Source organism: Microbacterium rhizophilum (genome assembly GCF_039605615.1).
GTDB lineage: Bacteria > Actinomycetota > Actinomycetes > Actinomycetales > Microbacteriaceae > Microbacterium > Microbacterium rhizophilus.
On sequence record NZ_JBCNUN010000006.1, the window covers coordinates 196,422 to 202,441 of the forward strand.

The window sequence follows — 6,020 nt, forward strand, 5'->3', positions numbered from 1 at the left end:
CGACAGGCGTGTGCGCTGATCCCTGCGGCGAAGCGGGCTGTGGACGAGGCATCCGGGCGTTGTTCACAGGCCCGCCACGTACCATGGACACGTGGACGAGTACTGGCTGACGGTGGTGTGGTCGCTCCTGCCGACCGTCGTCATCTGCGTGATCTTCTGGTTCGTGCTCCGCAGCATCCTGCGGTTCGATCGCACGGAGCGTCGCGCATACGCCCGCATCGAGGCGGAGGAGCGCGCCAAGCGCGGTCTGCCGCCCCGCGACTCCGCCGCCGAGTGACGCGCGGCGCTCGCATGGCGTCCCGCGCGGGCACCTCCTGCGTTGGCACCTCCTGCGAGGGCACCGTCGCGGGCACCGATACGCTGGTGCCGACCGCGGGAGAGGGGTGCAGGTGGATCTGATCCTGGACCCGTCGTGGTCGCTCATCGTCGTCACGATCGTGGATCTGACGATCCGCGTGATCGCCGTCATCATCGTGCCGCGCAACCGCCGTCCCACGGCAGGCATGGCCTGGCTGCTGGCGATCTTCTTCCTGCCGGTGCCGGGCCTGCTGCTGTTCCTGCTGATCGGAAACCCGCGCCTGCCGCGCCATCGCCGGCGACGCCAGGAGCAGATCAACGACTACATCCGCGAGGCGCGCGAGTACCTGGAGCGCGGCAGCCTCCGCCCGAACGAGCCCGCGTGGTTCACGTCGCTCGTGCGCATGAACCGCGAGCTCGGCGCCATGCCGCTCACGGGCGACAACGGCGCCCGGCTGATCCGCGACTACGGCGAGAGCCTCGCCGAGATGGCCGCCGCCATCCGCGCGGCGCGCGAGTACGTGCACGTCGAGTTCTACATCCTGAAGTCGGATGCGGCCACGGACGACTTCTTCCGCGCGCTCGAGGAGGTGCGCGAACGGGGCGTTCCCGTGCGCGTGCTGCTGGACCACTGGGCGAACCTCTCCAAGCCGTACCACCGCCGCACGCTGCGCCGGTTGGACGCGATGGGCGCCGAGTGGCGGTTCACGCTGCCGATCCAGCCGCTGCGGGGCAAGTGGCAGCGTCCGGACCTGCGCAATCACCGCAAGATCCTGGTGGTCGACGGCGACGTGGCGTTCCTCGGATCGCAGAACGTCACGGACGCGAGCTACAACCTCAAGGCCAACATCCGCCGCGGGCTGCAGTGGGTCGACCTGATGGTGCGTCTCGACGGGCCCATCGTCTCGAGCGTCAACGCCGTGTTCCTCTCCGACTGGTTCAGCGAGGCGGACGCGGTGCCGGAAGGCATCGATCTCAAGGAGATGGAATCCGGCACCGGCGACCTCGACTGCCAGATCGTGCCGTCCGGCCCGGGCTTCGAGGTCGAGAACAACCTGCGCCTGTTCCTCGGGCTGCTGTACGGGGCGCAGAAGCGCGTCATCATGATCAGCCCGTACTTCGTGCCGGACGAGGCGCTGCTGCTCGCGATCACCGCGGCGACCAAGCGCGGGCTGCAGGTCGAGCTGTTCGTCTCGGAGGAGGGCGACCAGACGGTCGTCTACCACGCGCAGCGCAGCTACTACGAGGCGCTGCTGCGCGCGGGCGTGCGGATCTGGCTGTATCCCAAGCCGTACATCCTGCACACCAAGGGCCTGACGATCGACGACGAGGTCGCGGTGATCGGCTCGAGCAACATGGACATGCGCTCGTTCGGCCTGAACCTCGAGGTGACGCTGCTCGTGCGGGGCGAGGAGTTCGTGCAGCAGATGCGCGAGGTCGAGGCCGAGTACCGCGAGCTGAGCCGCGAGCTCACGCTCGACGAGTGGCTCCAGCAGCCGCTGCGCTCGACCGTGCTCGACAACCTCGCGCGGCTCACGAGCGCGCTGCAGTAGCGAGCGTCTCGTTCAGCGACCGGCCCGCTGAACGTCGGCCTTGGGCTGCTTGGCGCGCACGTCGTGCCCCTTCGGGACCGCCACGAGGAGGTTGCCCTTCTCGATCCGGCACGAGATCCGCGTGGCCTCGCCGAACTCGTCGCCGTCGAGCTGGACGGACTGGGGGATCGGCGTGGCGGCCTCCGCCGCGATACCGCGCAGGTAGCGCACGGACGCGTCGCGGCCGCGGCGCTCGATGATCGCCCGGCCCCGCCGCGTGCGGCGCAGCACCGAGTTGTCCCACCACACCTTGCGCCATACGCCGAGCCAGCCCAGCGGACCCGAGGGCTGCATGATCGCGACGTCCAGCTCGCCGTCGAGCACGGATCCGTCGGGGATGAGCGAGATCCCCCCGGGCAGCTCGCCGCAGTTCGCGAACAGGATGCTCTGCACCTTGGCGGAGTGCAGCCGGGCGGCGGTCGGGATGGCCTCGGTCTGACCGCGGCGCAGCGGGTTCTTCACGACCTCGTACATGATCCGGAACGGCTCGGCCCCCGCGAGCGAGCGCGCGGCGCCGTCGACATAGGCCACCCAGCCGACCGACTTCTTCAGCTCCGGCCTCGTGTTCGCGATCATCGCGGCATCCAGGCCCATGCCTGCCATCACGACGAACGCGTGCTCCTCGACGTGCCCTTCGGGACGGCGCAGCGATGCGACGCAGATGTCGACGTCCACCGTGTCGCCGTCGAATGCGCCCGCGACCACCTGGTCCTGCCCGTCGAGCGGCAGCCGCAGGTTGCGCGCCAGCAGGTTGCCCGTGCCGCCCGGGATGATCGCGAGCGGGACGCCGGATCCGCGCACCGCCTCCGATACGGAGCGCACCGTGCCGTCGCCGCCGGCGACGAGCATGGCGTCCACGCCCTCGGCGAGCGCCTCGCGCGTCGTCGCCTGGCCGGGGTCGTCGACCGACGTCTCCAGCAGCAGCGGCGGCTCCCAGCCGGCCTCGGCCGAGTGCCGCTCGACCAGCGCGCACAGCGCGGGACCGTCGACCTTGACCGGGTTGAAGACGAGTGCGGCGCGCTTGGATGGGCCTCGCGATGGCTGGGCGAGTGCTGCTTCCTGGTCCGGGGTCGTCATGTCGACCCCGTTCGGTGGCTCAGTACGGCGCATTGCGCCAGCTTAGGACGTGGACCGATGCGGCCGGTCGGCGCTTTCCGGTCGCCCACGCGGCGCCATCCGTTCACCATGCGTCCATGATCCGGCCATGCGGCATCGCCAGCATGACGAGCACCCGCCCCTTTCTGCACGCGAGATCCCCCGCTCCGCGTGCGCCCGAGCCCTGGAGCACCATGTCGACGAAGATCGGCCTCCGTCCGCTTGCCCTCGCCAGCGCAGTCGCGCTGATCGCCACCGGCGTGGTGGCCGTACCCGCCGCGGCGGCCGAGGGCGACGCCTCCCCCGTGCGCATCACGGAGTTCCAGTACAACGGCTCGGAGTTCGTGGAGTTCACGAACCTCGGCGCGACCCCGGTCGACCTCGCCGAGGGTGCCGGCTGGTCGTTCGCGGACTCCGGCACGACCGCCGGCGCCGTGTCGCTCGCGGCGCTGGGGGTGGTCGCCCCCGGCGAGTCGTTCCTTCTCGCCGAGGACGCTGCGGCGACCTTCCGAGCACAGTGGGGCCTGCCCGCGAGCGTCAAGGTCGCCGGCGGGAACGCGGTGAACCTCGGCCGCGGCGACACCGTCAAGCTCTTCGACGGCGCCGGTGCGCTGGTCGACCAGCTCGTCTACGGCGACAACGTCACGGGTGTGGGCGGCCCTCGCACCGACACCGCGAGCGCGTGGCCGAACGACGAGACCGTGCTCGGCGCGAACACCGTCGCGAACTGGACGAAGTCGACGGTGGACGACGCCGAGGGATCCTGGCTCTCGCTCGGCGGCTTCCCCGGCTCGCCGGGCACCAGCCGGTTCAGCGCGTCGCCGCTCGACCTGCCGGTCTGGGACGAGCCCGAGCCGCCGGCCAGCCCCGCGGCCCTGCGGATCAACGAGGTCGACTCGCAGCCGTCCGACTGGGTCGAGTTCTACAACCCGGGCACCGAGGCGCTCGACATCTCGGGCTACGAGATCCGCGACAACTCGGACGACCACCGGTGGCGCTTCGCCGCCGGCACCTCGATCGCCGCGGGTGCGTTCCTCGTGGTCGACGCGAACACGCTCGGCGGCGGCTGGAACGACTCCACCTCCGCCTGGGAGGAGAACGTCGCCTTCAGCACGCCGATCGGCGTCGGCGGCGCCGACCAGATCCGCCTCTACGACGCGACCGGCGCGCTGATCGACGAGACCTACGCCTGGTCGGACCACGCCGCGGTCGGCACGGATGCGGCCGGATACACGCTCGCCCGCGAGGTCGACGGCGTCGGCGGCTTCCTGCTCGCAGCGATCAGCAAGGGCGCGTCCAACGCCGGCACCGTGCGGCCCCCGGCCGTCGCCGTCAACGAGATCAACTCGAACGGCGGCCCGCACGACTACGTCGAGGTCGTCAACACCTCCGGCGCGGCGATCGACCTCACCGGCTGGTACGTGAACGACGACAGCGCCCGCACGGCGGCCGAGGTCACCCCGCTCGCCGCGGGCACGACGCTCGCGGCCGGCGCGCGCTTCGTCTTCGAGGAGACCGTCCACTTCGCGTTCGGCCTCGGCAACGGCGACGCGGGGCGCGTGTTCACGGGCGCCGGCACCCTCGTCGACGAGCACGCGTACCCCGCGCACGCGGCCGACAACGGCGTGTGGTCGGCGTGCCCCGAGGGCGGCGACGACTTCGTCCAGACGGCACGCACGCCGGGCGCCGCGAACGCCTGCGATGGCGGCGGCGAGGAGCCCACGGATCCGGGCTCCGAGTACGACCCCGCGCCGTGGCCCGGTGGCGCGGAGGTCACGGTGCTCGACACCGCGACGACGTTCCTCGAGGACTCCTCGGGCCTGGACACCTGGACCGACGAGACCGGCACCTACCTGTACGCCGTCGACAACGGCACCGGACGGTTCTGGAAGCTGCGCGTGGCGGCCGACGGATCCTTCGCCTTCGCGGACGGCTGGGCCGACGGCAAGCGCGTGCGCTTCCAGAAGGACGCGGCGAACGCGGCGGCCGCGGGCCCCGACGCCGAGGGCATCACGGCCGACGGCGACGGCTTCGTCTACGTCGCCTCTGAGCGCGACAACTCGGCCAAGGACATCAACCAGGACGTGATCCTGAAGGTCGACCCGGATGCCGCGGGACCGGATCTCGTGGCGCTCGCCGAGTGGGACGTCACCGCGATGATCTCGGCCGTCGGCGCGAACCTCGGCATCGAGGCGGTCGAGTGGGTGTCGGACGCCGACCTCACCGGCGCGCTGTGGGACACCGCGCTCGGCAAGGCGTACGACCCGGCGGACTACCCCGGCCACGGCGACGGACTGTTCTTCGTCGCGGTCGAGGACGGCGGATCGGTCCACGCGTTCGCGCTGTCGGACGGCGCTGCCACCGAGGTGGCCGAGTTCACCCCCGGCCTCACGGGCGTGATGGCGCTCGACTGGGACACGGTGCGCGGCGGCCTCTGGACCGTGTGCGACGACGGCTGCGGCGACGTGGCGGCGTTCGTGGAGCCGAACGGCACCGCGACCCCCGGCGTGACGTTCTTCGCCCGCCCGGCGAACGCCCCGGTCGACAACGCGGAGGGCTTCGCCACCGCCCCCGCCGCACTCACGGCCGGCGGCGTGCGGCCCGCGTGGTGGTTCACGGACGGCGTCCAGCCCGGCGCGCTGCGCTCGGGGACGCTGCCCGGGCCGACCGGCCCGCAGGAGTTCGCCGCGGCTCCGCTGCCCACGGTCTCGGGTGAGGCGCGGGTCGGTGCGGTGCTCACGGCCGACGCCGGCGCGTGGACGCCTGCTCCGGCGACACTGGCCTGGCAGTGGCTGCGCGACGGCGCCCCGATCCAGGGCGCGACTGCCGGCACCTACACCGTCTCCGCCGCGGATCTCGGGCACGCGCTGTCGGCGAAGGTCACGGCGACTCTCGACGGCTACGTCACGACCGAGCGCACCAGCGCCGCGGCCGGCGCGGTCGCCCCGGCCGAGCTCACGGTCGGGAGGCCGTCGGTGTCGGGGACGGTGAAGGTGACGCAGACGGTGACGGCGAAGCCGGGGACGTGGACGGCGG

Annotated in this window: 4 protein-coding genes; 3 read left to right on the plus strand and 1 reads right to left on the minus strand. The window is 72.0% G+C overall.

The annotated features are described in order from the left end of the window. The first annotated feature begins 91 nt into the window (after positions 1-91). Entirely contained in the window at positions 92-277 is a 186-nt protein-coding gene (locus AAD528_RS11880; RefSeq protein WP_345752287.1) for a hypothetical protein, read from the plus strand. 112 nt (positions 278-389) lie between these two features. After that, entirely contained in the window at positions 390-1,850 is a 1,461-nt protein-coding gene (gene cls / locus AAD528_RS11885; RefSeq protein ID WP_375339613.1) for a cardiolipin synthase, read from the plus strand. 12 nt (positions 1,851-1,862) lie between these two features. Here the strand turns inward: cls and AAD528_RS11890 are convergent, their stop codons facing one another. After that, on the minus strand, positions 1,863-2,966 hold the full coding sequence (locus AAD528_RS11890) for a diacylglycerol/lipid kinase family protein (RefSeq protein ID WP_345752288.1): 1,104 nt from the start codon (positions 2,964-2,966) through the stop codon (positions 1,863-1,865). Positions 2,967-3,178: 212 nt separating this feature from the next. Here AAD528_RS11890 and AAD528_RS11895 point away from each other — a divergent pair. Then, positions 3,179-6,020: lamin tail domain-containing protein (locus tag AAD528_RS11895; RefSeq protein ID WP_345752289.1), on the plus strand; the 2,842-nt coding region annotated here is incomplete at its 3' end.